Here is a 24,736-nt window from a genome sequence, read left to right on the forward strand (position 1 = left end):
CGGTGCCGCGCCGCCTAGGCTCGGCGGCATGACTGCGCTGGCCGGGCTCGCCGGCATCGACCTCGAACATCCGGTCATGAACGCGGCCGGCACCTGCAAGTCGATGGCCGACGTCGAGGCCTTCGCGCGCAGCGCGGTCGCGGCGGTCATGGTCGGGTCCATCACGGTGCACGCACGGGCCGGCAACACCGGCAACGTCTACTGGCCCGGCCCGTCGTACTCGGTGAACGCCCTCGGCCTGCCCAACCGCGGGCTGGACTACTACGCCGAGCACCTGCCGCGGATGGTGTCGACCGCGCACGCCGCCGGCAAGCCGCTCGTCGTGAGCGTCGCCGGGTTCGACGTCGCCGAGTACCGCCAGCTCGTCGAGGCCGTGGCACCGACCGGCGTCGACCTCATCGAGGTGAACCTCGCCTGCCCGAACGTCTGGGACGGCGGCGCGCAGAAGCGGATCGCCTGCTTCGACCCGAACCAGACGGCCGCGATCTGCGCGGCCGTCGGGGACGCGCTGAGTGCCCGCGCCGCCGAGGGCGCCCCGGCCGTCCCGTATGGGGTGAAGATCTCGCCGTTCTCCGATCCGGCGGCGCTTGGCGAGCTCGCGGCGCTGCTCGGTGACCTCGCGGCGGCCGGGCCGGTCGGGTCTGCCGGGCTGGTCGGGTCTGCCGGGCCGCGGTTCGTCACCGCGGTGAACACGTTCCCGAACGCCCTCGTCCTGGACGCCGGTCACCGGCCCGTCATCGACGTGGAACTGGCTGGGCTCAGCGGCCCGGCACTGCGGCCGATCGGCCTCGGCCAGGTCCGCCAGCTGCGCCGCCTGCTGCCGGACACCGTCGACGTCGTCGGTGTCGGCGGCATCGGCGAGGGATGGCACGTCGCCGAGTACCTGCGGGCCGGCGCGGTCGCCGTGCAGGCCGCCACCGCCTTCTGGAACCGGGGCGAGGATCCGTCCGTGTTCGGAACGATCCTGTCCGGCTGGGCCGACCTCGACGTCGCCGACCTCGGCGCACGGGACGACCTGCCCGTGTCGTGAGGGCGCCCCGGGCCGCCGGCGGTCAGCCGCCCGTGGCCAGGCTGCGTGCGGCCGGCGGGCCTGCCGGCTCACCCCCGGCCGGGGCAGCGGCGACCCGCGCGCCCCCGCCCGGCACCAGGGAGATCCGCCGATCAGGCGGAGGGAAGGTGAGCCGCAGGGTGAACGCGGTGGCCGTCGGCCCGTGGGTGCGCAGGTGCCGGACCCGCTCCTCGGCCTCCTCGGCACCCGGCTCGTGCCCGACGGGCACCCACCACAGCGCGTTCGTCGCCCGGTCGGTCGGATGGAACCAGTCCCGGCGGTGGCGCAGGAACGCGCCATGCCCCTGGCGAAGCACGAAGTCGGCGAGCGCGTCCACCGACTCCCACACCGTCAGGTTCACGATGGCGGTCAGCTGGGCGGCCGAACCGAGACGGAAGGTGTGCACGGCCGTCGCGCTGGGACCGGGCGTGCGCCGCCAGACGAATCCGGGCTGGCCGTCGCCGGTGTCGGCCGCCGGCGCGAGCCCGGCGACGAGGTCATCCGGCGCGGAGGAGTCGAGCGGGGCGCGTACTCGGGCGATGTTCACCTGGGCCAGATGGTAACCCGTCATGAAAGCAGCCTAGAGATGTCCCCCGCCATCCGCCAGGAACGACGCGCAATCACGGGCTGATGGCCACCGGGGTGCCGACCGGCACCATTCCCGCCAGTTTTATGATGTCCTCGTTACGAAGACGGACACAGCCCAGGCTGGCATCGGTCCCGACCAGGTCCGGACGGTTCGTGCCGTGCAGGCCGATGATGCCATCCGCGCCGTTGAAGCTGGTAATGACGTCGGAGAAGCCGGACAGGCCGAAGGCGAGCGGCCCCCACGGCCCGGCCGGATCCGACGGGCGGAGCAGTTCGGTCAGGTAGAACTCACCGGATGGCGTGGGTGTGGTGCCCGTACCGATGCCGACCGGAAGCCGGGCGAGGACGGCACCGTCACGCAGCACGGTCAGGCGATGCGCCGCGCGATCGACCCGCAGCGCGTACGGCGTCTCGCTCAGGCGGACGTCGGCCGCGCGCAGCCAGCCTCGCGAGCCGTTCGGCCGCACCGGCAGCAGGACCTGGAGCCAGTCGGCCCACCGCCGCACGACCGCGAAGACCAGCGGGGCACCCTGCTCGTTCGGGTTGGCCAGCCGGCCGCGTGCCGTGTCCTGGTTCGGGTCCGCGTACCAGGTGATCTCGGGGTTCACCGCCCAGGCGACGAGATGGCGCCCCGCGGCCGGAGCCGCCGTGGGGCGGGGCGCGTGGGCGGCGGGCGTCGTCGTCGTGGGCGGGCGAGGAGCGGGTGGGTCGCCGCCCGCGCAGGCCGAGAGCATCCCGACGGCGATCATCTCGACGGCGAGCAGGCCTGCGGCGAGCGGACCGCAGGCGCATCGGTGGCGGCCGGTTCCGCGTGGTCGCGTTCGTCGTGTCGCGCGGTCTGGATCGGCGTCCGGCAGGTGGACGGCCGTTCGGCGCGTCGCCATGGTGCTGACCATCCGAACCCCCTCCGTCGCCGACAGGCTACTTCAGGTGACCGATGGTCGCCGTGGCCTGCCTGCCCCGCATGGCTGTCGATCGTCGGACGGGGCCCGGTGATCGTGTGGGCGTGGCGCGGCGGCGCGGTTAGGCTCGGCCACGGTTTCGGCCGGCGGGTGTCCGGCGGTGAGACGGGAAATCCGGCGAACAGACGGGGGAACTGTGTCCAGACCTGGTGTGACGCGGGTCTTCATCATGACGATGTCGACCGTGGCGACCCTTTTCGTGACTCTCGGACCGGTGGCGCCGAGCGCCCGCGCGGACGATTCCGAGGCGCCGGCCAGGCAGCCCCGAAGCTGGTCGGACGACTGGTCGAGAAAGGACTGGTGGCCGTCGAGCTGGTCGAAGGACGACTGGTGGAATCGCGTCTCCGGCGGGCCGGACAAGGACGGCGGGTCCGGCGACGACTGGTCGAAGGACGACTGGTGGAAACACTGGAAGGACGCCTGGAAGAAGGACGACCGGGACAGGGACGACCGGGACAGGGATTCCCGGGACAGGGATTCCCGGGACAGGGATTCCCGGGACAGGGATTCCCGGGACAGGGATTCCCGGGACAAGGACGCGCGCGGCAGGGATTCCTGGAGCAAGGACGACTGGGACGGCAAGGACTCCTGGGACGGCAAGGACTCCTGGCACGGCAAGGACTCCTGGGATGACAAGGGCCCGCGGGACAGGGACGGGGCATCCGGCCACGGGCACCCCGATCGCGGATCGAAGGACCGCAAGGACGACTGGGGCTGGGACTGAGCCGTCTTGTCGCCGAATGCGCGACACGGGCCGCCGCGACGTCGCCAGAACGCTGCCACGGCCCGCCGCAGCGACCGACGGCGACGATCTGGACTCGCGACGTGGGCTAGAGGCGGCGGGCGAGGATGCGGTAGGCGTTCGCGCGCGTGCCGGTGGTCAGGTAGGGGCGGGTCGCCTCGTCGGTGACCAGCGCGGCCACGAAGGCGGGGACGAGGGCCCCGGCCGTCAGGGCGCGTGCGGCCCGGCCACGGCCGGGACTGGCGGGGGCCCGCCAGGCGACTGAGGGTGACGGCGCGAGCGTCTGCAGCAGGCCGTAGACGGCCATCACGGGATCGCCCTTCTGGTGCACCTCGCCGAAGACGGGCTCGGGCACCGCGAATCCACGCCGTTCCAGCGCGGCCACGAGGTTCGCGGCGGGTATCAGGTGCTGATGCTGCGGGACCAGCCAGCCGGGCCACAGGCTGCGGTACCAGCGGGCGGCCGGGCTGTCCGGATTGGGGACCTCGATGAGCAGATGGCCGCCCGGCTCCAGCGCCGCCGCGGCGGCGTCCAGTTCGGTCAGTGGGTCTCGGGTGTGCTCGAGGTAGTGGAACATGCTGATGATGTCGTAGCGGCCCTTGACCTCGGCGACGAGGTCGGGGAAGAAACCGCGGTAGGCATGGTCCACCCAGCGTCGTCGGGCCGCCTCCTCGATGCCGGCGCCGATGTCCAGCGCGTCGAAGCTCGTCGCCGGCCAGACGGTTCTCGCCATGGCGCAGAAATGCCCGTGACCTCCGCCGACGTCCAGCCACCGCCGCGGCGTCGCAATGGGCTGGCGGGCCCGCTGCAGGTAGGGGTCGACGCTGTAGCCAAAGACCTCCTCCAGGGCCGCACCGCCGAGGCCGTCGTAGAAGTCGCGGTAGTAGAACTCCAGGCCGTCGGGTGAAAGCCGCGGATTCTGGAAGATATGGCCGCAGTCCCCGCACCGGTCGTACTGGAACTCGCCGGGCTTGCGCTGGGCGACGTCGCGCCCGCGCAGCCGCAGGGTGAGGTCGCGGCCGCCGCACCAGGGGCAGCTGTCGCGGCGGTCCTCGAGGAAACGCTCGACGCCGACGGCCAGATCAGCCTGATAGCCGGGCCGGGCGCGGTCGACGTCGGCGGCCGCCGGGCGGACCGACACGACCAGCCGGCTCGTCCCCGCCGCCTCGGTGACGGTGGGCTGTGGCTCGCCCAGGAACTCCCGCGCGCGGGCGCGGGCGTGGCGGACCTGCGCGACGGCGATCTGGCGGCGGGCGAGCAGGCTGCGGCCGAGCGCGGCGGGATCCACCCGCACATGCCCGCCCCCGACCAGCGCGGGCTGCACCCAGGACAGGGCGAGCGCCCCCAGCGTCGCCGACGGATTGCTCGCCGCGCCGAGCAGAAGGGCGCCGTCGCGCAGCGCCGGCAGTACCCGCCGGGCCGGCTCCCAGGCATAGGCGGTCTGCTGCACGGACAGCCGAGCGTCGCCGGCACCGGCACCGGCGCCCGGCCCGCGCAGGCCGGGCAGCACCGCGAGGTCGGTGCTGGCGGCGGCGTGCCGCTTGCCCAGCTGCACGATCGCGACCAGCTCGGCCTCGGTGAGGTCGCCCACCTCGGATCGGCCGTGGAAGCGCGGCTGGTCGGCTGTGGCCAGCCCGATGCGGGCCAGCACCTCCTGGTCGATCAGCACGGCCAGCCCGGCGCCGCGCCCGCGGGTGAGCGGCTGGGCGCGGTAGGTGGCGGGATCGACCATGCGGGCCAGGTCGAGGACGCGGTGTGCCGGCAGGTTCGCCGGGACGAGGTCGAGCACGTCGAGGCCGTTGCGCCGGGCGTGCTCCTCGGCCGCGCGCCGCTGGCCCGCGGTGAGGCGGGTGCCCGCGGCGGAGAGCAGCACGTAGCGGGACCGCTCGCGCGCCTCCTCCGGACGGGTGGGGGCGGTCCCGGCGGGCCCGACCGCCGCCGCACCGCTCACCTCGGTGGGGACCACGTCGATGGCGTGCAGACGACCGCGCAGGCGGGCCGTGTTCAGCCCGATGCCGACCCCGACGACCACGGGGAGCCAGCCACGGCGATTCAGGGCCATATGCAACGCACTCCTCGGGCACCGGGTGGGACGTGGAAACGGACGGGGGAGCCCCGAAAGTACCGCCGTCGACTGTGACTCAGCGCATGGGAGGCGGGATGCGGTGGGTGCGTCCCGCTGGTCGCGCGGGCTGTGCCGGATCGGTGGCCACGACACGCGCGGCAGGCATGCCAGCGGGGCATGTCGATGGGGGTGCCCCCGGGTTCCGCGGTGCGAGACCGGGCGGCCGATGCCCGTCCGCCGGTGTCCACGCGGGCGTCCGCGTCCGAGGGCCCGCGGGACGGGACGGGAGGCGGATGTCGACACGCGGCCGACCCGGATGCGGCCCAGGTCACGCGGCACGGGCGGGACGTCTGGCGCATGAGGCGGCGCGGAAGGACACGCGGGGGCGGAACGCCGCCGGCCGCGGCGAAACCGCGGCCGGATGGCGTCCGGCGATGGAGCGGGTGACCGGGATCGAACCGGCATGGCCAGCTTGGAAGGCTGGGGCTCTGCCATTGAGCTACACCCGCGGGGTGATCGGTGCGAGCTTACCCCGTAGGATAAGCGTGCGACGCCTCGGGGCGTAGCGTAGTGGCTAGCGCGCCTGCTTTGGGTGCAGGAGATCGGGAGTTCGAGTCTCCCCGCCCCGACCGATAGCCTCGGCGTGTCACCCCGTCCAACGTCGTACCAGGAGACCGCCGCGCCGTGAAGGCCACCAAGGAGACCCTCAGCCCGACCCGGGTCAAGCTCACCGTCGAGGTGCCCTTCGACGAGCTCAAGCCCTCGCTCGATGCCACCTATCGCAAGCTCGCCCGCCAGGTACGGGTCTCGGGTTTCCGGCCGGGCAAGGTTCCGCCGCGCATCCTCGACCAGCGGCTCGGTCGGGGAGTGATCCTCGACGAGGCGGTCCAGGAGGCGCTGCCGCAGCTGTACTCCGAGGCCGTGCAGGCCGAGGAGGTCGACGTCCTTTCGCGGCCCGAGGTGGACATCACCGAGTTCGCTGACGGCGGTCACCTCGTGTTCACCGCCGAGGTCGACGTCCGCCCCGAGCTGACCCTGCCCGAGTTCTCCGACCTGACGGTCACGGTGGACGCGGTCGAGGTCACCGACGAGCAGGTAGAGGAGCAGCTCGGCGCGCTGCGTGACCGCTTCGCCCAGCTCACGCCGGTCGAGCGGCCCGTCCAGTCGGGTGACTTCGTCTCGCTGGACCTGTCCGCGGAGGCGGACGGCAAGCCCGTCGAGGGTGCCGAGGCCACCGGGCTGTCCTACGAGGTCGGCAGCGGGAACCTGGTCGAGGGTCTGGACGAGGCGATCATCGGCGCCGCCGACGGCGAGTCGCGCACCTTCACCACCGAGCTGCTCGCCGGTGACCAGGCCGGCCAGCCGGCCGAGGTCACCGCGACGGTCCGCGGGGTCAAGGAGAAGGAGCTGCCCGCCCTCGACGACGACTTCGCCACCACCGCCAGCGAGTTCGACACCCTGGGCGAGCTGCGCGCGGACGTGCGCCAGCGGCTCGAGCAGTCCCGGCGCGCCGAGCAGGTCGGCCAGGCGCGGGAGAAGCTGCTGGAGGGTCTGCTCGAGCGGGTCGACGTGCCGGTGCCCGACTCACTGCTCACCGGCGAGATCGAGGCCCGCGAGCACCGGCTGTCCCACGAGCTGGAGCACATCGGCACCGACCGCGCCGCCTACCTGGAGACCCTCGGCCAGTCCGCCGAGGAGTTTGACGCCGAGGTCCGCGAGTCGGCGGGCAAGGCGATCCGTTCGCAGTTCATCCTCGACGCGGTCATCGACGTGGAGTCGATCGGGATCGACCAGGGTGAGCTGATGGAGCAGGTCATCATGCGCGCCCAGCGGTCGGGGATGCAGCCCGACGTCTTCGCGCAGCAGCTCGCCCAGGGCGAGGGCCTGCAGGCGCTGATGGCCGACGTGCTGCGGACGAAGGCACTGTTCCTCCTGCTGGAGAACGCCACCGTCGTCGACGGCTCCGGCGCGCCGGTGGAGCTCGCGTTGCCGGCCCGGCCCGCGCCCGACACGGACGAGGCCGCCGAGGCCGACGACGTGGACGAGGCCGCCGAGGACGCGCCGGCCGGCACCGAGGAGGCCGCCGAGGCCGCGCAGCCCGCCACCGCGCAGCCCGCCACCGCGCAGCCCGCCACCGCGCAGGCGGAGCCGGGAGCGGCCGAGGCCGCCACGGGCGACGCCGGGGACCGCGACATCTGATCGTTCCCGTCATCCGGGCCACCGGCCCTCGGACCTGGTCCGAGGGCCGGTGTGCTCCCCGGGGTACGGGATGGCTGGGCAGGGGGATCCTGCGGCCGCGCCGCGGCGACGATCCGTCGCCGAAGGTCGCGGGCCGTCGCCGGCCGTCCGTCCGAACCGGCCGGTCCTCACGCCCAGCGCGAACATCGAGCCTGAACGGCCGGAACTCGCGCGTGTCACAGATAGTGTCGAGCCGGTCAATCAGCCGCCCCATGTGAGGAAGCCGAGGAGCTGACCGTGAGTAACCTCGCAGTTCCGCGCCTGCCCGTTCCGGGTCCGGAGCTCCGTTCGCCTGGCCAGGGTGGACCAGCCTTCGACGATCAGGTGTTCAACCGTCTGCTGGCCAACCGGATCGTCTTCCTCGGGTCCGTGGTCGAGGATGCGATCGCCAACGCCCTCTGTGCGCAGCTGCTGCTGCTCAACGCGGAGGACCCGACCCGCGACATCTTCCTCTACATCAACTCGCCCGGTGGCTCGGTGAGCGCCGGTATGGCGATCTACGACACGATGCAGTTCGTCGAGAACGACGTCGCCACCGTGTCGCTCGGGCTCGCCGCGTCGATGGGCCAGTTCCTGCTGTGCGCGGGCGCGCCCGGCAAGCGGTACTCGCTGCCGCACGCGCGGATCATGATGCACCAGCCCTCCGGTGGCATCGGCGGCACCGCCTCCGACATCGCCATCCAGGCGGAGCAGATGCTCTACACCAAGCGGATGATGCAGGAGCGGATCGCGTTCCACACCGGCCAGCCGATCGAGCAGATCGAGCGCGACTCCGACCGGGACCGGTGGTTCACCGCCGAGGAGGCCAAGGACTACGGCTTCGTCGACCACGTCGTCCAGCAGGCCCGCCAGGTCCCCAGCGAAGGCCCGGTGAGCTGAGCGGCTCCGTCCGCTCACCCCGGATCGCACCGTCGTCATCCGTTTCCGGAGGCAGCCACCATGTTCCACGAGACGCTCTACCAGCAGCTGCGGTTTGAGCAGGCCCGCCAGGCCGCCGCCGCGACTCCGCCGCAGGGCCGGTACGTCCTGCCGAACATCATCGAGAAGACGTCGCGCGGCGAGTACGGCATGGACCCGTACTCGAAGCTGCTCAAGGAGCGGATCGTCTTCCTGGGTGTGCAGATCGACGACGTGTCGGCGAACGACGTGATGGCGCAGTTGTTGTTCCTGGAGTCGGAGGATCCGGATCGGGACATCTCGATCTACATCAACTCGCCGGGTGGGTCGTTCACGTCGTTGACGGCGATCTACGACACGATGCAGTTCGTGCGGCCGGACATCTCGACGATCTGCATGGGCCAGGCGGCGTCGGCGGCGGCGGTGTTGCTGGCGGCGGGTACCCCGGGCAAGCGGTTCGCGCTGGAGAACAGCCGGATCCTCATCCACCAGCCGTCCGCGTCGGGCGAGGGCCAGTCCAGCGACATCGAGATCCAGGCCCGCGAGATCCTGCGGATGCGCTCGTTGCTGGAGCGGATGCTCGCGACGCACACCGGCCGCAAGGAAGAGGACATCCGCAAGGACATCGAGCGCGACAAGATCTTCAGCGCCGATGAGGCCAAGGACTACGGTCTCATCGACGAGGTGATCAAGACCCGCAAGTCCTCGCGGCTCGCCACCACGAACTGAGCCGCCCGCAGGGGCGGATGACCGGGCGGCGGTACGCGTGCTCCGGGGCCGGCCGTGTACAGGTGCCGGCCCCGGGACACGGCTACCCGCCCGGGGCCCCGGCGGACCGTGCGCCGCGGCGGGCCGGTCCGCTGCGGCGTCCACTGTGGCGCCGCCGCCCTGCCAGGGGCACCTGGGCGACGTGACGACTCCGCCCAACCCCGGTCATCACGGGCAAATATCATGTGCGACGCGCCGACGGGTGCGAATTCGGCCAGCGCGACCACTCGCGTGACGCGTTGGCCTAACAGGACGGCGTGGACGCGCGAGGACGGCCGAGGTGACCGTAGGCTGACCGGTATGAGCCGAGCGATAGGGCACTCACCGGGTCGCTCGGCGGGGTACCGTCCCCACGGGGATGGTTGCAGGCAGACACGCGACGACCGGGCGGTGTCAACCGCCCCTGACACGCAGGCGACACCATCGTCTGGACGAAGGGACTGAGTCCTCGGTGGCACGCATCGGTGATGGCGGTGACCTGCTCAAGTGCTCGTTCTGCGGCAAATCGCAGAAGCAGGTGAAAAAGCTCATCGCCGGCCCTGGCGTCTATATCTGCGACGAGTGCATCGATCTGTGCAACGAGATCATCGAGGAGGAGCTCTCCGAGTCCTCCGAGCTCAAGTGGGATGAGCTCCCCAAGCCGCGGGAGATCTACGAGTTCCTCGACGGCTACGTGGTCGGCCAGGAGACGGCGAAGAAGACGCTGTCCGTCGCCGTCTACAACCACTACAAGCGGGTGCAGGCCGGCGGAACCGCGGGCGGTGAGGGCGCCAAGGGCGAGGTCGAGCTCGCGAAGAGCAACATCCTGCTGCTCGGCCCGACCGGCTGCGGCAAGACCCTGCTGGCCCAGACGCTGGCCCGGATGCTCAACGTGCCGTTCGCCATCGCCGATGCCACCGCGCTGACCGAGGCCGGGTATGTCGGCGAGGACGTCGAGAACATACTGCTCAAGCTCATCCAGGCCGCGGACTATGACGTCAAGAAGGCTGAAACCGGGATCATCTATATCGACGAGGTCGACAAGATAGCCCGGAAGTCCGAAAATCCCAGTATCACCCGAGATGTGTCGGGTGAGGGTGTCCAGCAGGCCCTCCTGAAGATTCTCGAGGGCACGACGGCCAGCGTGCCGCCGCAGGGCGGGCGCAAGCACCCGCACCAGGAGTTCATCCAGATCGACACGACGAACGTCCTGTTCATCGTGGGTGGTGCCTTCGCCGGGCTCGACCGGATCATCGAGTCGCGGATCGGCAAGAAGTCGCTGGGCTTCCGCGCGGTGCTGCACGGCAAGGACGACCCGGACTCCTCGGACGTCTTCGGTGACATCATGCCCGAGGACCTGCTGAAGTACGGCATGATCCCCGAGTTCATCGGCCGGCTGCCGGTCATCACGAGCGTGTCGAACCTCGACCGCGAGGCGCTGATCCGCATCCTCACCGAGCCGAAGAACGCGCTGGTCCGCCAGTACAAGCGCCTGTTCGAGCTCGACAACGTCGACCTCGACTTCACCTCCGACGCCCTGGAGGCCATCGCCGACCAGGCGATCCTGCGCGGCACCGGCGCCCGCGGCCTGCGGGCGATCATGGAGGAGGTGCTGCTCTCGGTGATGTACGACATCCCGAGCCGCAAGGATGTCGCCCGGGTGGTCGTCACCCGGGAGGTCGTTCTCGAGCACGTCAACCCGACCATCGTGCCCCGCGATGTCGCCTCCAAGCGGGCTCCCCGCCAGGAGAAGTCCGCCTGAGCGGACGGCAGGCCTGCCCGGGGCGCGGCGAGGCCTGCCCAGGCCGCGCGGCGGCGCCTGCCTGAGCGGCGAGCGCCGGCGGCACGGCAGACGGCCGCTGTCCGTCGTGGTGACGGGGCCGCGTCGCTGGAGAGCCGGGGTCGCGTGCCCGCTGGGGAGTGTCAGGGCCGCGTGACGGCAGCCAGGACCCTGCGGGCCTCGCTGAGGTGGTAGAAGGACCCGGTCACGAGGATCGCTCCGCTGCTCGCCGCCCGTTCCATGGCAAGCCGGACCGCGTCGGCGACGGGCGGCACGGCGTCCGCGACGATTCCCCGCCGCCGGGCCGCCGCCGTGACCTGCTCGGCCGGGATCGCCCGGGGCGAGTCCGGCTCACAGCACACCAGGGCGGCGATCCGGTCCGCGGGCAGCTCCGCCAGGGTGCCCTCGAAGTCGTGCCCGCGCAGCGCCCCGTAGACGACGGTCCACCGCCGGTCGGGGAACTCCTCGGCGAGCGAGCGGGCGAGTGCCGCCGCCGCCGCCGGATTGTGCGCCCCGTCCAGCACGGCCAGCGGCCGATCGCCGACGATCTCCAGCCGGCCCGGCGCCCGCACCGCGCCCAGGCCCTCCCGCACCACGGCGTCGGGCAGCGGCCGGTCGAGGAACTCCTCCACCGCCGTGAGCGCGCAGGCCGCGTTCATGTCCTGGTAGGCGCCATGCAGCGACAGCAGCACGCCGTCGTAGCGGGCCAGCGGCGTACGCAGGTCCCCCCGCCGACCCGCCGGATCGGGGTGGGCGTCGTCCATCGCGAAGTCGTGACCGCCGCGGCGCACCCGCGACGCCGGGGCGGCGGCGAACACGTCGTCGAAGCGGGCCTCGATCTCGCCGAGCACGAGGCGCGCGCCCGGCTTGACGATGCCGGCCTTCTCCCGCGCCACACCCGCGAGGCTGCCGGCGTAGTCCAGGTGGTCAGCGCCGATCCCGGTGATCACCGCGACCCGGCCGTCGGCGATGTTGGTGGCGTCCCAGCGCCCGAGCAGGCCCACCTCGACGACCGCCGCGTCGACACCGCGTTCGGCGAACCAGTGGTAGGCGGCCGCGGTGAGCAGCTCGAAGAAGGTCGGCCGCTCGGCCATCGGCGCCGCGGCGTCGACGGCCGCGCCGACGCAGGCGGCGAAGGCGTCGTCGTCGATCGGCACCCCGTCGCCGACCAGGCGCTCGTTGACACGCTCCAGGTGCGGGCTGGTGTAGAGCCCGACGCGCAGCCCAGCGGCGCCGAGCAGCGCGGCCGCGATGCGTGCCGTGGACGTCTTGCCGTTCGTGCCGGTCAGGTGGATCAGGTCGAACCGGCGCTGCGGGTCACCGAGCCGGCGGGCCAGCTCCCGCATCCGCGCCAGGCTCGGCACCGGCGGCTCGCTCGTGATCGCCTGCTTCTCCAGGTCCACCGACCTGGCCAGCGCGGCGCACGCCGCCTCGTACGTCCACGTCACCAGCTGTTCCCGCCTCCTTCACCCCGCACGACAGTAGCGACTCGCGCAACCCGGACGAGTCGGTTGATCTGCTCGCGGAGGCGAATGAGGCAGGTGACACGGTCGGCCGCCCGCCCGCGGAGGCGGGGTCGTCCGGACTCGTAGGATCAGGGTTGTGACAGGCGCCGCCGCGAACGCCGGCATCACGGCCGGGCCGACCGATTCGGCGGGGGAGGGCGTGCCCACCTTCGCCGCCGCGTACGCGAGCCGGCTGGGGGTGGCGCGGCCGGCCGGGATGCCCCGGCTGCGCCGGCTGCTGGACCTGCTCGGCCATCCCCAGCGTGCGTTCCCGAGCATCGTCGTCGCCGGGTCGGTGGGCAAGAGCTCGACCGTCGCGGCGATCACCGCGCTCCTCGACGGCTTCGGCATCCGCGCCGGTTCGCTGCGCTCGCCCGACTGGCTCGGCGCCGCCGCGCGGGTGGGGCTCGCTGGCGCGCAGATCCCGGCGGACGTGCTCGACCGCGCCTATGACGACATCGCCCCCTACCTGCCGCTGATCGAGGACGACGGGCGCCTGTGCGCCTTCGAGCTGCTCGCCGCGGTCACCTTCGCGGCCTTCGCGGACGCCCCGGTCGACCTGGCCGTCGTCGAGTCCGGCTGGGACGGCGCGACCGAGCTCGGTGACCTGGCCGACCTGCTCGACGGGCCGGTCGCCGCGATCACGCCGCTGGCCGTGTCCGAGGCGGACGCAGACGAGGCCGGCGTACTCGCGGACGGCACGGAGCCGATGCGGCGCGCTGCCGCTGGCGACGGTGGGTCCCTCGGCGCCGACGGGGATGTCCGCCCTGGGGGAGGGTCTCCCGCCGATGGGGACGCCCGCGGCGGTGGGGATGGCGAGGCGGCGGCGCTGGAGCGGATCGCGGCTCCGGTCGGCGGGGCGATCCGCGCCGACGTGCTGGTCGTGCTCGCGCAGCAGTCGCTGCCGGCCGCGCGGGCGCTGCTGCGCCGGGCGGCCGCGGTCGGGGCGACCGTCGCCCGCGAGGGCCTGGAGTTCGGCGTGGTGGGCCGCCGGGTCGCCGTCGGCGGCCAGATGATCACCTTGAAGGGACTCGGCGGTACCTACGAGGAGCTGTTCCTCCCGCTGCACGGCGCGCACCAGGCGCACAACGCCGCCGTCGCGCTCGCCACCGTCGAGGCGTTCCTCGGCGGCGGGCGCAACCAGCTCGACATCGACGCGCTCCGCTCGGGGCTCGCCCAGGTGGACGGCCGGGGCCGTCTCGAGGTCGTGCGCCGCAGCCCGTCCATCGTGCTGGACGTCGCCGGCGATCCGGTCGCGGCCGCGGCCCTCGCGAGCGCCCTCGACGAGGCGTTCACCTTCGAGGTCCTCGTCGGCGTGCTGGCCGTCGAGGGCGACGAGGCGCTCGCCGCCCACCTGCTCGCCGCCCTCGAACCGGTTCTGTCCACGGTTGTCGTCACGACGGGCGTGACGCCCGCGGCGCTGCCCGTCGACGATCTCGCGGCGGTCGCGGCGGGGGTGTTCGGGGCGGACCGGGTGGAGGTCGCCGTGCGCCTCGACGACGCGATCGACGACGCCGTCCGCCTCGCGGAGGAGGACGGGGACCTGGGCGGCGCGGGTGTCCTGGTGACGGGTTCGGCACCCGTTGTGGGTCGCGCCCGGGTGTTGCTGCGCTCCTGAGGAGGCCCGGTTCGGCCATGGAGATGACGCGGGCACCCTGTAAGTTGACGAGGGGCCCGCGGGTTCCCGAGGACGACGACGTCACTGATCGAGAAGGAGAACCGTGTCCGCCGAGCGCACCCTCATCCTGGTCAAGCCGGACGGCGTCAGCCGTGGCCTCGTCGGAGAGGTGATCGGCCGGCTCGAACGCAAGGGGCTCACCCTGGTCGCGCTCGAGCTGCGCACGCTGGAGCGCTCGGTCGCCGAGACGCACTACGGCGAGCACGCGTCCAAGCCGTTCTTCGGTGAGCTGGTCGACTTCATCACCTCGGGCCCCCTGGTGGCGCTGGTCGCCGAGGGGCCGCGCGCGGTCGAGGCGTCCCGCGGGCTGATCGGCGCCACCGACCCGGTCAAGGCCGCGCCGGGCTCGCTGCGCGGGGACTACGCGCTGGAGATCGGCCAGAACCTCGTGCACGGGTCGGACTCGCCCGAGTCCGCCAAGCGCGAGATCGACCTGTTCTTCCCCGGCCTGAGCTGAGCCTCGCCCGCCCGCCGGTCGCGCGGCCGGCGGGCGCCGCGCTCCGGCGGGCCACGCCGCCGACTCATCACCTGCGGGTGAGTTCCGGGCGGGTGGGTGGGTCCATGCTCGCCGGCGTCGTCGGCGCCGGGCCCCGTGCCGGTCGTCCGGTCAGGTCCGGCGCATCGGTCATCGGCGTGCGAACCGGAGCGTGATCTGGGCCGGGCTGCGGTGGGTATCGGCTGGATGACACGATGGCACCCGCTACGTCGATCCTCTCCGGCGGTGACACGATCGGTCCCACCGTCCACCGGGGCGGCGGGGGGCGAGGCGGCGGTCTACCCTCCAAGTACCTGCCCGGAGCGTGTCCGGTGGGTCGCGGTGGCCGACAGCACAGGTCGGTCTCCGTGGGTCGCCGGTCGGTCCCCGTGGGCGCTCCGGGTCTCCCTGCCCGATCCACGAACCCCCTGTACCTGTTCCACGCGCTTTCGGTGGTTCCCCGGTCGCCCCGCCGGAACCACGCCGGAGGTGGCCAGGACCGCATCCCCCGGGAAGGTCGGTACCCGACGATGTCCAGTTCGCTGTCGTTCCTCGGTCGTGACATGGCCGTCGACCTCGGTACCGCCAACACCCTGGTGTACGTGCGGGGCCGCGGGATCGTCCTGAACGAGCCGAGCGTTGTGGCGATCAACACCACGACGTCCGGCATCCTCGCCGTCGGCACCGACGCCAAGCGGATGATCGGCCGCACCCCGGGCAACGTGGTGGCGGTCCGGCCGCTCAAGGACGGCGTCATCGCCGACTTCGAGACGACCGAGCGGATGCTGCGCTACTTCATCCAGAAGGTGCACCGCCGGCGCCACTTCGCGAAGCCGCGGCTCGTCGTCTGCGTGCCGTCCGGGATCACCGGTGTGGAGCAGCGGGCCGTGAAGGACGCGGGCTACCAGGCCGGGGCGCGCAAGGTGTACATCATCGAGGAGCCGATGGCCGCCGCCATCGGGGCCGGCCTGCCGGTGCACGAGCCGACCGGCAACATGGTCGTCGACATCGGCGGCGGCACCACCGAGGTCGCAGTGATCTCGCTCGGCGGGATCGTCACCAGCCAGTCGATCCGCACCGCCGGCGACGAGCTGGACGTCGCGATCATCTCCTACGTGAAGAAGGAGTATTCGCTGATGCTCGGCGAGCGCACCGCCGAGGAGATCAAGATGGCGATCGGCTCGGCGTACAAGGTGCCGGACGAGCCCAGCGCCGAGATCCGCGGGCGCGACCTCGTCACCGGCCTGCCCAAGACGATCGTGGTCACCGCCGAGGAGATCCGCAAGGCCATCGAGGAGCCGGTGAACGCCGTGATCGACGCGGTCAAGGTGACCCTCGACCGCTGCCCGCCGGAGCTGTCCGGCGACATCATGGACCGCGGCATCGTGCTGACCGGCGGCGGCGCGCTGCTGCGCGGGCTGGACGAGCGGCTGCGCCACGAGACCGGCATGCCGATCCACATCGCCGAGAACCCGCTGCACTCGGTGGCCATGGGCTCGGGCAAATGCGTGGAGGAGTTCGAGGCGCTGCAGCAGGTGCTCATCTCCGAGCCGCGGCGCTAGCCACGGCGGCTCGGTGTCCGGTGGTCCGGCGCCAGGCCGGGCCGCCCGGGCATTCCCGGGATTCGGGAATTTCGTGTCAGAACCGGGAACGTCGCGGCGATGTCGATCGTCCGACCACAGCGACGGGCCGCGAGCGGTGGCCGGCCTCGGCCGGCCGCCCCGGCCCGCCGTGACCCGGCCGTTGCCCGCCCGTGCCGAGGCCGGGCCGCAGTTCCGCGCCCGCCGGCGCCTGCCGCCCGGCGCCGTGGGACCTGAGAGCTTGTTCGGAGGCCGTTGTGGGGCGTGACACGAGGCGATCCCGCCTGGTGATCGTGGCCCTGCTGATCGTCGCGTTCACCCTGATCACGCTGGACTACAGGACGGGCCGTTCGGCGACCGGCGCGCGCGGCGTCGTGCATTCCGTCCTGGGCGGGGTCGAGAACGGCGTCACCGCGGTGACCCGGCCGATCGGCCGCACGGTCTCGTCGCTGGCCCATCCCAACCGCTACCACGACCGTGCCGACCGGCTCGCCCAGGACAACGCCCGGCTGCGCCGCCAGATCGCCGACGACGGCCAGGTCACCCGGTTGAGCAAGGAGCTGTCCGACCTGCGGCTGCTCGCCGACAAGGGGCAGTACTCGATCGTCCCGGCGAAGGTGATCGCGGTCGGCGACGTGACCGGGACGGACTGGACGGTCACGATCAACGCCGGCCGTGACGACGGCGTCGTCGTCGACAAGACGGTCCTCAACGCGGACGGGCTCGTCGGCACCGTCTCGGCGGTCACGGCGCACACCGCCGTCGTCCGGCTGGCCTGCGACCCGGGCAGCCGGATCGGTGCCCGGCTCGAGCGCACCCAGCTGCTCGGCGCCGTCGCCGGCGGGCAGGGGCCGAGCACGCTCACGTTCACCCTCTACGACGCCTCGTTCCGGGTGCAGAAGGGCGACCGGCTGGTGACCTTCGGCAGCCTCGACTACGTGGCCGGCGTGCCGATCGGCGAGGTCACCAAGGTCACCGACGTCGGCGGGCTGTCCCGCACGGCCGAGGTCAAGCCGTTCGTGCACGTCGGCACGCTGGACCTCGTCGGTGTGGTCGTCAGCCGGCCGCCGGCCGACCCGGGTGACCGCCTGCTGTCGCCGCGTCCCCTGCCGCCCCAGCCGACAGCCCCCGCCCAGAGCGGGGCGGGCACCGCACCCGCCCAGGACGGGACGGGCTGAGCCGGCATGTGGGACATCCTCGACACCGAGGAGTCGGTGCGGCCCCGGACCGTCGTCGCCGCGGTCGTGCTGCTGGCCGTCGCCCTCGTCGCCCAGGTCTCGATCGTGGCCCGGCTGGGCCTGCCCGGCGGGCGGTTCGATCTCGTCCTCGTGTTGCTGGCGGCCATCGCGCTCATCGAGGGTCCGCTGGTCGGAGCGATGAGCGGCTTTGTGGTAGGGGTGTTGGCCGATCTGGCGTCGAGTCATGTTCTCGGTCAGTCCGCTCTCGTTATGTGCCTGATCGGTTACGCTGTCGGCCTGGTGATGGAGACGGCGGAGCGGTCGGTGGCGGTGCCCCTCGCGGTGATCGGGGGAGCGAGTCTGCTGGGCACCCTGGGCTATGCGGCGATCACCTCGATTCTGGGTGAGGCGGCGATGACCGGAGGCGAGGCCGTCGGCCGGGCACTGGCCGCGGGCGTCTACGCAGTGCTCATCGCGCCGTTCGTGTTCCCGCTGTTGCTGAAGGCCAGCCGCCGGCTCGCCGGTGGCCGGGCACGGGGCGGCCGATGAACGACCGGATGCGCATCCGCGTCCTACTGCTTCGCGTTCTCGTCCTGTCGCTGTTGATTACTCTCGGTGCCCGGCTGTGGGTGCTGCAGATCCTGGACGGCGACCACTACCGCCAGGTGGCGGAGTCCAACCGGGTGCGCGAGGTCGTGACCCCCGCGACCCGTGGCATGATCCTCGACGATCACGGCCAGCCGCTGGTCCGTAACCGCACGTCCCTGGTCATCTCGGTGAACCGGTCGGCGACGGACCGCCAGGCCGACCACGGCAAGGCCGTCCTCGCCCGCCTGGCCTCGGTGATCAACACGCCGGCCGACGAGCTCACCCGGCGCGTCCGCTTCTGCACCGCCCAGGTCCGCCCGCCGTGCTGGAACGGCTCGCCGTACCAGCCGGTGCCGGTGGCCAAGGACGTCTCCCCGCAGCAGGCCCTGGCCGTCATCGAGCATCCCGACCGCTTCCCGGGGGTGTCCGCCGATCTGCAGGCCGTCCGCGAGTACCCGCATGGGTCGCTGGCCGCCCACGAGCTCGGCTACCTCGCCCCGGTCTCCCAGGACCAGCTGAACAAACAGGGCGACGAGAAGGGCTACCACCTCAACAGCCTGATCGGCGTCGCCGGGCTGGAGAGCACCTACGACGACGAGCTGCGCGGCGCCGACGGGGTCGAGCGCCTGGAGGTCGACCGCTTCGGCCGGGTCGCCGGCACCGCGTCCACCACCGCCCCGCGCAGCGGCGACCACCTGGTGCTCAACCTCGACCTCGGCGTGCAGCAGGCGGCCGAGCAGGCCCTCCAGGACACGATCAACAAGCTCGGCGGCGGCGCTCGCACGGCGTCGGCGGTCGTGCTGGACGTGCGCACCGGCGGGGTGGTCGCGATGGCGAGCCTGCCGTCGTACGACCCGTCGGTGTTCGTCGGCGGAGTGTCGGAGAAAGACTACAAGGCGCTGTCGGACCCGGCCAACGGCATCCCGCTGCTGTCGCGGGCCTACCAGGGATCCGGCGCGGCGGGCTCCACCTTCAAGGTCGTCTCCACCGCCGTGGCGATGCAGAACCTGGGAGCGAAGCCCGACCAGCACTTCGACTGCTCGCCGACCCTGCAGATCGGTGACCAGATCTTCCACAACTTCGACGGCGAGTCCGCCGGGCCGATCACGCTGCACCAGGCGCTGGTGATCTCCTGCGACGTCATCTTCGACCAGTTCGCCTACGACTCCTGGCTCGCTGACGGCGGACTGCGCAACGGGCGCGGGCCGTACGCTCCGCCGAACGAGTACTTCGCCCGGATGGCCGAGGCCATGGGCTTCGGCAAGGCCACCGGGGTGGACCTGCCCGGGGAGGCGAAGGGGTCGGTCGTCGACCGGGCCGACGCGAAGGCGATCTGGGAGGAGCTGAAGGACTCCTACTGCCGGCGGGCCAAGAACGGCTACCCGGAGGAGCCGGACCCGGCCAAGGCCGAGCGGTACCGCAAGTACGCCGCCGAGGCCTGCGTGGACGGCTACCTGTACAACGCCGGCGCCGCCGCCCAGTTCGCGATCGGCCAGGGACAGTACCTGTCGGTGAGCCCCCTGCAGCTCGCCACCGCCTACGCGGCGATCGCCAACGGCGGCACGCTGTGGAAGCCGACGCTGGCCAAGGCGGCGATCTCCCCGGACGGCAAGGTGGTACGCACCTTCGCGCCGACGAAGGCGGGCACCCTGCCGGTGTCCCCGGAGATCCTGGCCTACATCCGCAGCGGGCTGCGGGGCGTGGCCAGCGAACCCGGCGGCACGGCGACCGGCGTGTTCGCGGACTGGCCGACCGACCAGATCCCGATTGCGGCGAAGACCGGCACCGCCGAGGTGGAGGGCAAGGGCGACACCTCGTGGTTCGCCTCCTTCGCCCCGGCCGACGACCCGCGGTTCGCCGTCGTCGTGACCATCCCGGACTCCGGCCAGGGCGCCCAGTACGCCGGCCCCGTGGCCAAGCGGATCTATCAGGCGATCTACGGCGTCGGGCAGCCGGCGGCGATGGCCGGCGGCAAGCCCCCGGCCACCCTCCCCAGGATCAACCGGGACGGCACGATCGCCGGCGCCACCACCGGCGACCCGGCACCCGCGCCCGCCACGGGCGCGACGCCGGCCGCCGGCACCCCGCCGGCCGCGGGCGCCCCGCCGGCCGCGATCTCGCCCACCGCCCTGTCACCCACCACCGCGGGCGGAGGCCTGCTGCCCGCCACGGCGGAGCCGGCACCCGCTCCGGGACCCGCTGCCGGTCCGCCGCGACGGGGTCCGCTCGTCGTGCTGCCCGCCGGATCGACGACGCCGTCCGACAGCGCCCGGGACGGTTCGACCACCGTGCCGCTCGGCCGGTACACCGCAGGAAGCGGTCCTGGGGTCGCCGCCACGGCGCGTCCCGCCGAGCGCACCACCACGCTGCCCGCGCCCGCGGCGTCGTCCGCCGCCGCGTCGAGCCGCGCGCCGCCCTAGCCCGGCGGGGCGTCAGCCCCGCCGCCCGCCGGCACCAGCCCAGCCCAGCGACGTGAATCGGGAGACAGGAGGAGGCGTTGTCACAGGAAGCCGGGCCGACCGCGCTGCGCTCGTCCCCGGTGCCGCTGCGCGGCCGGATGGGGCAGCTGCGGGACCGGGCGTCGGGGCGTCACTCGCCGCTGCGGCGGCTGGACTGGACGCTGCAGCTCTGCGTCGTCGCGCTGTCCGTGATCGGCGCGCTGCTGGTCTGGTCGGCGACCCGCCAGCGCCTCGGTGAGGGCGGCGGCGATCCGCAGACGTTCCTCAAGCGGCATCTGCTGAACCTGGCGATCGGCCTCGTGCTCGGCGCGGTGGCGACCGTCGTCGACTACCGGGTGCTGCGCGCCTACGCGCCGTTCGTCTACCTGGGGTCACTGCTCGGGCTGGTCGCCGTCCTCGTGCTCGGCTCGACGATCAACGGCGCGCACTCGTGGATCGTGCTGCCGGCCGGGTTCCAGCTGCAGCCGTCCGAGTTCGCGAAGGTGGCGCTGGTTGTCGGCGCGGCGATGATCCTGGGGGAGAAACACGAGGACCGCCACACCGGGATCCGGCACAGCGCGCCCGGGCACGGTGATGTGCTGGTCGTGCTCGGGCTGACCGTGGTGCCGATCGGCCTGATCATGCTCCAGCCGGACTTCGGCACGGTCATGGTGCTCGTGTTCACGATCCTCGGCATGCTCGCCGTCAGCGGGGCGCCAAGGCGCTGGGTGCTCGGGCTGATCCTGTGCGGGGTGCTGTTCGGCGGCGCGATCCTGCAGTTCCATCTGCTGCAGCCGTACCAGGAGGCGCGGCTGACGTCGTTCGTCTCGGAGAACAAGGCGAGTTCCGGGACCGGGTACAACGTCTCCCAGGCGATGATCGCGATCGCGAACGGGGGGATCTCCGGGCGTGGCCTGCTGCACGGGCAGCAGACACAGGGTCAGTTCGTGCCCGAGCAGCAGACCGACTTCGTGTTCAGCGTCGCCGGTGAGGAGTTGGGCTATCTCGGCGCGGGCGGCGTGATCGTGCTGCTCGGGGTGGTGCTGTGGCGGGCGCTGTCGATCGGCTTCGCCTCCCAGGACTCGTTCGGGGCGCTCATCGCGACCGGCGTGGTCTGCTGGTTCACCTTCCAGTCGTTCGTCAACATCGGGATGTGCCTGGGGATCATGCCGGTGACCGGGCTGCCGTTGCCGTTCCTGTCCTACGGCGGCTCGTCGATGTTCGCGAACATGACCGCCGTGGGTCTGCTGCAGAACGTGCGACTGCGATCACGATCCGATCCCTACGCTCTGTGACGCGGGGGAGCCCGCGCCGCCAGGTGCCGTAGGCTCGCACGCATGTCCGGACAGTCGCTGTTCGCTCGCCTGGAGCCGCTGCTCCCGCGCGTGCGAAGGCCCGTGCAGTACGTCGGCGGCGAGGGGAACTCCATCGTCAAACCCTGGGCGTCGGCCGCCGTCCGCTGGTGCCTGATGTACCCGGACGCCTACGAGGTCGGCCTGCCCAACCAGGGCCTGCAGATCCTCTACGAGATCCTCAACGAGCAGCCCGACGTGCTCGCCGAGCGGACGTACTCCGTCTGGCCGGACCTCGAGGCGCTGCTGCGCGAGCACGGCCTGCCCCAGTTCACGGTCGACGCGCACCGCGCCGTCGGCGACTTCGACCTGTTCGGCGTCAGCTTCTCCACCGAGCTCGGCTACACCAACCTGCTGACGGCCCTCGACCTCGCCGGCATCCCCCTGCACGCGCGGGACCGCGGCGACGGCTCGCCGATCGTCGTGGCCGGCGGCCACGCCGCGTTCAATCCGGAGCCGATCGCGGACTTCGTCGACGCGGTCGTCCTCGGCGACGGCGAGCAGGCCGTGCTGGGCATCTGTGACGTCGTGCGGGCCTGGAAGGCCGAGGGCGCGCCGGGCGGCCGGGGCGAGCTGCTCGCCCGGCTGGCCCGGCGGCGGCTGGTCTACGTGCCGGCGTTCTTCGACGTCTCCTACCGCCCCGACGGGCGCATCGCCGCCGTCACACCGAACCGGGACGACATCTGCGCCCGCCCGGGCAAGCACACCCTGTCCGACCTCGACTCCTGGCCGTACCCGAAGGCGCCGCTGGTGCCGCTCGCCGAGACGGTGCACGAGCGGATGAGCGTCGAGATCTTCCGCGGTTGCACCCGTGGCTGCCGGTTCTGCCAGGCTGGGATGATCACCCGTCCGGTGCGCGAGCGCAACATCGAGACGGTCGGCGCCATGGTCGACGCCGGGCTGCGGGCGACCGGGTTCAACGAGGTGGGCCTGCTGTCGCTGTCCAGCGCCGACCACACCGAGATCGGCCGGATCGCGACGGGGCTCGCCGACCGGTACGAGGACAGCAGGATCTCGCTCAGCCTGCCCTCCACCCGGGTGGACGCGTTCAACGTCACGCTGGCCAACGAGTTCTCCCGCAACGGCCGGCGCAGCGGGCTGACCTTCGCCCCCGAGGGTGGCTCGGAGCGGCTGCGCCGGGTCATCAACAAGATGGTCAGCGCCGAGGACCTGGTGCGCACCGTGAGCACCGCCTACGCGCACGGCTGGCGCCAGGTGAAGCTCTACTTCATGTGCGGCCTGCCCACCGAGACTGACCAGGACGTGCTGGAGATCGCGGACCTGGCCCGGGAGGTGATCCGGGCCGGCCGCAGGGCCAGCGGGCAGCGCGACATCCGCGCCACGGTGTCCATCGGCGGGTTCGTGCCCAAGCCGCACACCCCGTTCCAGTGGGCCGCCCAGGCGTCGCACGAGGTCACGGACGCGCGGCTGAAGCTGCTGCGCGACACCGTGCGCGCCGACCGGGAGATCGCCCGCGCCGTCGGCTTCCGCTACCACGACGGCCGTCCCGGGATCATCGAGGGCCTGCTGGCCCGGGGGGATCGTCGGGTCGGCGCCGTGATCGAGCGGGTCTGGCGCGAAGGCGGCCGCTTCGACGGCTGGAACGAGCACTTCTCCTTCCCCCGCTGGGAGACGGCCTGCGCCGCCGAGCTCGAGCCGCTCGGCGTTTCGCTCGACTGGTACACGACCCGCGAGCGCGAGGAGCGCGAGGTGCTCCCGTGGGATCACCTCGACGCGGGCCTGGACCGGGACTGGCTCTGGGCGGACTGGCAGGAGGCGCTGCGCGAGAACGAGCTCGATGACTGCCGCTGGACGCCCTGCTATGACTGCGGGGTCTGCCCGACGATGGGCACCGACACGCAGATCGGCCCGACCGGGCGCTCGCTGCTGCCCGTGGTCGGCGTCTCGGCCGGGGCCCGCTCCGGGGATGCCGCCAGTGCCGCGCAGGCCTCGACGGCGCGGGCCGCCGGCGCACCCGGCGCACCCGGCGCCGCCGCGGCGGGTGGTGCCGGGGCGGGTGGCGCGGTCGACGTCCCTCCGGTGGTGGGCAGTGGCACGCCGGCCTGAGGGGCCCCCGCCCCCGCCGGTGGTGCAGCGGGTGCGGGTGCGCTTCGCCAAGCGGGGCCGGGTGCGCTTCCTGTCCCATCGGGACGTGGCCCGCACCTTCGAGCGGGCGCTGCGCCGCGCGGAGGTGCCGATGGCGTACTCGGCCGGGTTCAGTCCCCATCCCCGGATCTCCTGGGTGGGCGCGGCGCCCACCGCGGCGGCGAGCGAGGCCGAGTACGTCGAGTTCGCGCTGGCCACCGCGGTCGATCCGGGGTGGCTGCGGGCGTCGCTGGACGCGGCGCTGCCGGGCGGCCTGGACGTGGTCGACGCGGTCGTGGCGGGCGGCGGAGGACTGGCGGAACGGATCGACGCCTCGCGCTGGCGGGTGCGGCTGCCCACCGTCGCGGAGCCGGCGCTGAGCGCCGCCGTGACCGCGCTGCTGGGCCGCGAGGAGGTCGAGGTCGAGCGCGCGACCAAGGACGGCAGGCGCCGGTTCGACGTGCGTAGCGCCGTGGTCTCGGCCGTTGGTCGTGCAGAGAACGACACATGTGCGATACTGGAGTTGGTCGCGCGGCACACGACGCCCGCTGTGCGACCAGACGACGTGCTGACCGCCCTGGACGTGGTAGCCGGTCTGCGCCCGTCGGCGCCTCCCGAGCCCACCCGGCTGGAACAGGGCCGGCTGCTCGACGATGGCACGCTGGCGGATCCGCTGGCGCCGGACCGCAACGATGCTGGCCGGCCAGTGGGTTGTTCCTCAGCGTGACTGCAGGGCGTCGCAGGATTTCCCGGCGGCACTCGCGCCGGACCGAGACAGCGGCTTCTGCGC

19 protein-coding genes and 2 tRNA genes are annotated in these 24,736 nt (G+C 72.6%); 16 read left to right on the forward strand and 5 right to left on the reverse strand.

The features are described from left to right. The first annotated feature begins 28 nt into the window (after positions 1 to 28). On the forward strand, positions 29 to 1,030 hold the full coding sequence (locus tag AC6EXY_RS01280; protein ID WP_423748114.1) for a beta/alpha barrel domain-containing protein: 1,002 nt from the start codon (positions 29 to 31) through the stop codon (positions 1,028 to 1,030). 22 nt (positions 1,031 to 1,052) lie between these two features. On the opposite strand, the gene AC6EXY_RS01285 is transcribed toward AC6EXY_RS01280, so the two are convergent. Beyond that, positions 1,053 to 1,619 (reverse strand): DUF3291 domain-containing protein, encoded by a 567-nt coding sequence (locus tag AC6EXY_RS01285; protein ID WP_101833108.1) that lies wholly within the window; start codon positions 1,617 to 1,619, stop codon positions 1,053 to 1,055. A 49-nt stretch (positions 1,620 to 1,668) separates the two neighbouring features. After that, complete coding sequence (locus AC6EXY_RS01290) at positions 1,669 to 2,520, reverse strand: L,D-transpeptidase (RefSeq protein WP_499818088.1); 852 nt, start codon at positions 2,518 to 2,520, stop codon at positions 1,669 to 1,671. A 247-nt stretch (positions 2,521 to 2,767) separates the two neighbouring features. On the opposite strand from AC6EXY_RS01290, the gene AC6EXY_RS01295 reads away from it, so the two are divergent. Next, complete coding sequence (locus tag AC6EXY_RS01295; protein ID WP_499818087.1) at positions 2,768 to 3,322, forward strand: hypothetical protein; 555 nt, start codon at positions 2,768 to 2,770, stop codon at positions 3,320 to 3,322. A gap of 106 nt (positions 3,323 to 3,428) precedes the next feature. On the opposite strand, the gene AC6EXY_RS01300 is transcribed toward AC6EXY_RS01295, so the two are convergent. Together AC6EXY_RS01300 and AC6EXY_RS01305 are read right to left on the reverse strand one after the other, a co-directional pair. After that, positions 3,429 to 5,402, reverse strand: a complete 1,974-nt coding sequence (locus AC6EXY_RS01300; RefSeq protein WP_207770406.1) for a class I SAM-dependent methyltransferase — start codon at positions 5,400 to 5,402, stop codon at positions 3,429 to 3,431. A 438-nt stretch (positions 5,403 to 5,840) separates the two neighbouring features. Further along, positions 5,841 to 5,914 (reverse strand) — tRNA-Gly (locus AC6EXY_RS01305). A gap of 47 nt (positions 5,915 to 5,961) precedes the next feature. Here AC6EXY_RS01305 and AC6EXY_RS01310 point away from each other — a divergent pair. The 5 genes from AC6EXY_RS01310 to clpX all read left to right on the forward strand — a co-directional run bounded on the left by AC6EXY_RS01310 (position 5,962) and on the right by clpX (position 11,049). Next, positions 5,962 to 6,034, forward strand: a tRNA-Pro gene (locus AC6EXY_RS01310). Between the two features lie 55 nt (positions 6,035 to 6,089). Then, positions 6,090 to 7,604, forward strand: a complete 1,515-nt coding sequence (gene tig, locus AC6EXY_RS01315; RefSeq protein WP_101833106.1) for a trigger factor — start codon at positions 6,090 to 6,092, stop codon at positions 7,602 to 7,604. Positions 7,605 to 7,880: 276 nt separating this feature from the next. Further along, a complete protein-coding gene (locus AC6EXY_RS01320; protein ID WP_101833105.1) occupies positions 7,881 to 8,522 on the forward strand; it encodes an ATP-dependent Clp protease proteolytic subunit in 642 nt (213 codons plus the stop codon). A gap of 60 nt (positions 8,523 to 8,582) precedes the next feature. Further along, the gene (locus AC6EXY_RS01325) at positions 8,583 to 9,269 is read left to right on the forward strand and encodes an ATP-dependent Clp protease proteolytic subunit (RefSeq protein ID WP_101833104.1); all 687 of its coding nucleotides are present in this window, start codon (positions 8,583 to 8,585) and stop codon (positions 9,267 to 9,269) included. 490 nt (positions 9,270 to 9,759) lie between these two features. Beyond that, a complete protein-coding gene (gene clpX, locus AC6EXY_RS01330; protein WP_101833103.1) occupies positions 9,760 to 11,049 on the forward strand; it encodes an ATP-dependent Clp protease ATP-binding subunit ClpX in 1,290 nt (429 codons plus the stop codon). A gap of 161 nt (positions 11,050 to 11,210) precedes the next feature. Here clpX and AC6EXY_RS01335 read toward each other — a convergent pair whose 3' ends face one another. Beyond that, positions 11,211 to 12,515, reverse strand: coding sequence for a bifunctional folylpolyglutamate synthase/dihydrofolate synthase (locus AC6EXY_RS01335; RefSeq protein ID WP_101833102.1), 1,305 nt, complete (start codon positions 12,513 to 12,515; stop codon positions 11,211 to 11,213). 154 nt (positions 12,516 to 12,669) lie between these two features. Between AC6EXY_RS01335 and AC6EXY_RS01340 the strand changes: the two genes are divergently transcribed. The 9 genes from AC6EXY_RS01340 (at position 12,670) to AC6EXY_RS01380 (ending at position 24,673) form a co-directional block, all read left to right on the forward strand. Next, a complete protein-coding gene (locus AC6EXY_RS01340) occupies positions 12,670 to 14,190 on the forward strand; it encodes a glutamate ligase domain-containing protein (protein ID WP_101833101.1) in 1,521 nt (506 codons plus the stop codon). A gap of 103 nt (positions 14,191 to 14,293) precedes the next feature. Then, positions 14,294 to 14,707, forward strand: coding sequence for a nucleoside-diphosphate kinase (ndk, locus tag AC6EXY_RS01345; RefSeq protein ID WP_101833100.1), 414 nt, complete (start codon positions 14,294 to 14,296; stop codon positions 14,705 to 14,707). A gap of 548 nt (positions 14,708 to 15,255) precedes the next feature. Continuing rightward, complete coding sequence (locus AC6EXY_RS01350) at positions 15,256 to 16,287, forward strand: rod shape-determining protein (protein ID WP_101835586.1); 1,032 nt, start codon at positions 15,256 to 15,258, stop codon at positions 16,285 to 16,287. Positions 16,288 to 16,562: 275 nt separating this feature from the next. Then, a complete protein-coding gene (gene mreC / locus AC6EXY_RS01355) occupies positions 16,563 to 17,483 on the forward strand; it encodes a rod shape-determining protein MreC (RefSeq protein ID WP_101835584.1) in 921 nt (306 codons plus the stop codon). Positions 17,484 to 17,489: 6 nt separating this feature from the next. Beyond that, complete coding sequence (mreD, locus tag AC6EXY_RS01360) at positions 17,490 to 18,032, forward strand: rod shape-determining protein MreD (RefSeq protein WP_499818086.1); 543 nt, start codon at positions 17,490 to 17,492, stop codon at positions 18,030 to 18,032. After that, positions 18,029 to 20,491, forward strand: coding sequence for a penicillin-binding protein 2 (mrdA, locus tag AC6EXY_RS01365; RefSeq protein ID WP_499818085.1), 2,463 nt, complete (start codon positions 18,029 to 18,031; stop codon positions 20,489 to 20,491). The genes mreD and mrdA overlap by 4 nt, the downstream gene beginning before the upstream one ends. Before the next feature lie 77 nt (positions 20,492 to 20,568). Then, positions 20,569 to 21,804: a rod shape-determining protein RodA gene (gene rodA / locus AC6EXY_RS01370; RefSeq protein WP_101835579.1), complete on the forward strand. Its 1,236-nt coding sequence runs from the start codon at positions 20,569 to 20,571 to the stop codon at positions 21,802 to 21,804. A gap of 42 nt (positions 21,805 to 21,846) precedes the next feature. Continuing rightward, positions 21,847 to 23,928 carry a TIGR03960 family B12-binding radical SAM protein gene (locus AC6EXY_RS01375; RefSeq protein WP_101835577.1) on the forward strand — a complete coding sequence of 694 codons (2,082 nt, stop codon included), beginning with the start codon at positions 21,847 to 21,849 and terminating at the stop codon, positions 23,926 to 23,928. Then, the gene (locus tag AC6EXY_RS01380) at positions 23,912 to 24,673 is read left to right on the forward strand and encodes a TIGR03936 family radical SAM-associated protein (protein WP_101835575.1); all 762 of its coding nucleotides are present in this window, start codon (positions 23,912 to 23,914) and stop codon (positions 24,671 to 24,673) included. The genes AC6EXY_RS01375 and AC6EXY_RS01380 overlap by 17 nt, the downstream gene beginning before the upstream one ends. The last annotated feature ends 63 nt before the right edge of the window (positions 24,674 to 24,736 follow it).

The sequence above is a fragment of the Frankia sp. RB5 genome (genome assembly GCF_059816245.1).